Origin of the sequence: Actinoplanes sp. NPDC048791, assembly GCF_040650095.1 — a bacterium.
GTDB lineage: Bacteria > Actinomycetota > Actinomycetes > Mycobacteriales > Micromonosporaceae > Actinoplanes.
This window is the reverse complement of sequence record NZ_JBEZGQ010000847.1, coordinates 1-3,651: the sequence shown is the minus strand read 5'-3', so window position 1 is coordinate 3,651 and position 3,651 is coordinate 1. Positions and strand designations below refer to the sequence as shown.

Below are 3,651 nucleotides of genomic sequence, written 5' to 3'. Positions count from 1 at the left end.
GCTCGCGGCTGGACGCGGCGGGCTACTCGGTGGTGCGGGTGGTGGCCGCCCGGGACGAGCAGGCGGTCGAGTTCCGGCTCACCGCCTCGCTGGACCGGGTGGTCGGCGACGGCCCGCCGCAGCTGCCGCTCGCGACGCTGCACGACCCGAGCCTGCTGCGCGCCACCCGGCTGACCGCGCCGGACGAGGCGCTGCGGGAGCTGGCGGACGGCTGCGCCGCGGCCGACAACGAGGAGACGGCCGAGCGGGCGTGTGCGCTCGCGCACACAGCGCTGACCTACGAGTACGGCGTGACCTCGGTCAGCACCACGGCGGCGCAGGCGCTGGCGGGCGGCCGGGGCGTCTGCCAGGACTCGGCGCACGTGATGCTGGCGATGTGCCGCGTGCTCGGCGTGCCGTCCCGCTACGTCTCCGGGCACCTGATCGGTCAGGGCGGCACGCACGCCTGGGTCGAGGTGCTGGTGCCGCGGGGCGGCCGGGCGGTGGCGCTGGCCTTCGACCCGTGCCACGGCCGCCGGGCCGGCAACGGCTACGTCACCGTGGCGGTCGGGCGCGACTACGCGGACGTGGCACCCACCTCGGGCACCTACGTCGGGGCGCCGGGCGGCACCCTGACCGGCACCCGCGAGGTCAGCGTCGTCAGCGTCGAGTAGGACAGGCCCTGATCACAGCTCGAACAGCTCGCGCATGGCCTCGGCCAGCCGAGCCATGCTGGAGCCGGTGACCATGCCGATCCGCTCGGCGCCGACCGAGGCCGGCAGCCGGCGCATCCGGTTGACCACCACGACGCCGGTGATCGGATCCTGCTCGGTGAGGGCCACCGCGTACGGCGGCAGCTCGGTGGCGCCGCGCTGGCGCACGATCGGTGCGCAGAACGGCGACGGGTTGGCCCGGTCGTTGTAGTTGTCGGAGGAGAGCACGAGGACCCGGTAGCGCAGGTCGGTGCGGCTGCCGATGGTCCAGATCTCGCCGCGCTTCACGCACGGAGCGTACCGTCGGACCGATCTTCGGCCCACCGCGCGTCAGGCCGCGGCGTGCTGGCGTTGCTTGGCCCGGTACATCGCCTGGTCGGCCCGGGTGATCAGCTCGTCGGCGCCGGTCCGGCCGTCGGAGAGCACGGCGCCCACACTGCAGCTCGCCCGCACCTGCGTGCCCGCCAGCACGAACGGCTCGGCCAGGGCGGTCTCGACGTATCCGGTGAGCCGGCGCGCGGCCTGGGCCTGGTCCGGTTCCTCGCACAGCACGAGGAACTCGTCGCCGCCGTAGCGGGCGATGGTCTCGTGGGCCCGCAGGCCGGCCCTGATCCGCGCGCCGATGCCGGTCAGCAGCTGGTCACCGACGGTGTGGCCGAGGCGGTCGTTGACGGCCTTGAAGCCGTTGAGGTCGCAGAAGAGCAGCACGACGGCGGGTTGCCCGGCGGCGCGCTCGCGGGCCAGGGCGGCCTGCAGCCGGGTGATCAGCTCGGCCCGGTTGGGCAGGCCGGTCAGCGGGTCGTGGGTGGCCTGGTGGCGCAGCGCCTCCTCGGCGGCCCCCCGCTCGGTGGCGAGCCGGCCGATCCGGACCATCACCAGCGGCACGATCAGCACGGTGCCGACGGCGAGCAGCAGTCCGTCGGCGTGCAGGTCGAGCACCTGCCGCAGTCCCGCGACCAACGGGTTCGCGGCCAGGGTGGCGCCCAGGAAGACCAGCCGGCCGGTGGAGAGCCGGTCCACCGGAGCGGGACCGGCGCGTTGCAGCTCCGGCACGGAGGCGTCCAGCGGGGCCAGGCCGACGAGGATGTAGGCCAGCAGGAAGAACATCTCGGTCCAGCCGGGCCGGCCGGTGGTCATCGTGCCGGTGCTGAGCGCCAGCAGGATGTTGCCGGCCAGGGCCAGCAGCAGCGCCCCGAGCAGCATGACCAGGGCCGGCAGCCGGGTCTCGGCCATCCGCCACACCCGGGCCAGCGCGCCGAGCACGCCCAGCAGGATCAGCATGCTCATCAGCAGCGTCATCTGCTCGCCCTGCGGCGTGTCCAGGCTCCGCAGGCGCGGGAAGACCAGCGCGGTCCAGACCAGGCCACCCAGGCCGATCGCGGTCACCGAGACGTCCAGCAGGCCGCCGATGTCGTTGCGGCCCCGGCGCAGCACCAGGCTGACGGCCGCGCCGAGCAGACCGGCGTGCCCGACGGTGAGCAGCAGCTCGGCCGGCAGCCGCATCGCGGTACCGCCGATCGTGGTCACCGCATTACCGGCGGTGAGCACCACCATCGCCGCGGCGAGCATCCACCACATCCGGGCCTGCGCCCACCCCGACCGCCGGGCCAGGGCCGTGAGCGGCACCACGGTGCAGGCCGAGACCAGCAGGTACGTGACCGAGCGGACGTCGGCGGGCAGCAGCGGATGCGCCACCGTCAACGTGCCCGTGACGCCCAGATACCAGTTCCGGCCCTTGCTCACGTCCTGCTCCATCGGCGCGCCGGAGCCGCTGGTGAGGGTTCCGGGGTAACCGGGAGACGGGACAGTCGAACCCTCGGACCCGCAAACACGTAAGAATGAGCGCGACGGCTTGCGATCGCCGGGACCCATACTCCGGCGCTCGCGTGGAGGAAGGACGTTCATGACGGAAAAGGCCCAAATCGGGGTAACCGGGCTGGCGGTGATGGGTCGCAACCTGGCCCGCAACTTCGCTCGCCACGGCCACACGGTCGCGCTGCACAACCGCAGCTACGGGCGCACCAAGGAACTCGTGGAGTCGTACGGCCACGAGGGCACGTTCATCCCCTCGGAGAGCGCCGAGGACTTCGTCGCGAGCCTGGAGCGCCCGCGCCGCGTAGTGATCATGGTCAAGGCCGGCAAGGCCACCGACGCGGTCATCGACGAGTTCGCCCCGCTGCTCGAAGAGGGCGACATGCTCATCGACGCGGGCAACGCGCACTTCGCCGACACCCGGCGGCGCGAGGCCGCGCTGAGGGAGCGAGGACTGCACTTCGTCGGCACCGGCGTGTCCGGTGGCGAGGAGGGCGCCCTGCACGGCCCGAGCATCATGCCCGGCGGCTCCAAGGAGTCCTACGAGTCGCTCGGCCCGCTGCTCGAGGACATCTCGGCCAAGGTCGACGGCGAGCCGTGCTGCGTGCACGTCGGTCCCGACGGCGCCGGGCACTTCGTCAAGATGGTGCACAACGGCATCGAGTACGCCGACATGCAGCTCATCGCCGAGGCGTACGACCTGCTCCGCTCGGTCGGCGGGCACTCGCCGGCGGAGATCGCGGAGATCTTCAAGGGCTGGAACGAGGGCCGGCTGGGCTCGTACCTGATCGAGATCACCGCCGAGGTGCTCAAGCAGACCGACGCCGAGACGGGTAAGCCGTTCATCGACATCGTGGTCGACCAGGCCGAGCAGAAGGGCACCGGCCGCTGGACCGTGCAGGCGGCCCTGGACCTGGGCGTGCCGGTGTCCGGCATCGCCGAGTCGGTCTTCGCCCGGGCGCTGTCCGGCGACCCGAAGGTCCGCGCGGCGGCGGCACACCTGCCCGGCCCGACGGCCACCGCGGGTGCGGGCGGCGCCGACCTGCAGGCCGACGTCGAGCAGGCGCTGTTCGCCTCGAAGATCGTCGCGTACGCGCAGGGCTTCCAGCAGATCCAGGCGGCCAGCGCGGAGTACGACTGGGACATC

The 3,651-nt window shown here is 72.9% G+C and carries 4 protein-coding genes; 2 read left to right on the top strand and 2 right to left on the bottom strand.

Going from position 1 to position 3,651, the window contains the following annotated elements:
- The coding region (locus AB0C29_RS38280; RefSeq protein ID WP_360831211.1) for a transglutaminase family protein at positions 1–653 on the top strand (653 nt) is incomplete at its 5' end.
- 12 nt (positions 654–665) lie between these two features.
- Here AB0C29_RS38280 and AB0C29_RS38275 read toward each other — a convergent pair.
- Positions 666–980, bottom strand: coding sequence for a type II toxin-antitoxin system PemK/MazF family toxin (locus AB0C29_RS38275; protein WP_212994587.1), 315 nt, complete (start codon positions 978–980; stop codon positions 666–668).
- Between the two features lie 42 nt (positions 981–1,022).
- Entirely contained in the window at positions 1,023–2,435 is a 1,413-nt protein-coding gene (locus AB0C29_RS38270; RefSeq protein ID WP_360831207.1) for a GGDEF domain-containing protein, read from the bottom strand.
- Positions 2,436–2,595: 160 nt separating this feature from the next.
- Here AB0C29_RS38270 and gndA point away from each other — a divergent pair.
- The coding region (gndA, locus tag AB0C29_RS38265) for an NADP-dependent phosphogluconate dehydrogenase (RefSeq protein WP_360831204.1) at positions 2,596–3,651 on the top strand (1,056 nt) is incomplete at its 3' end.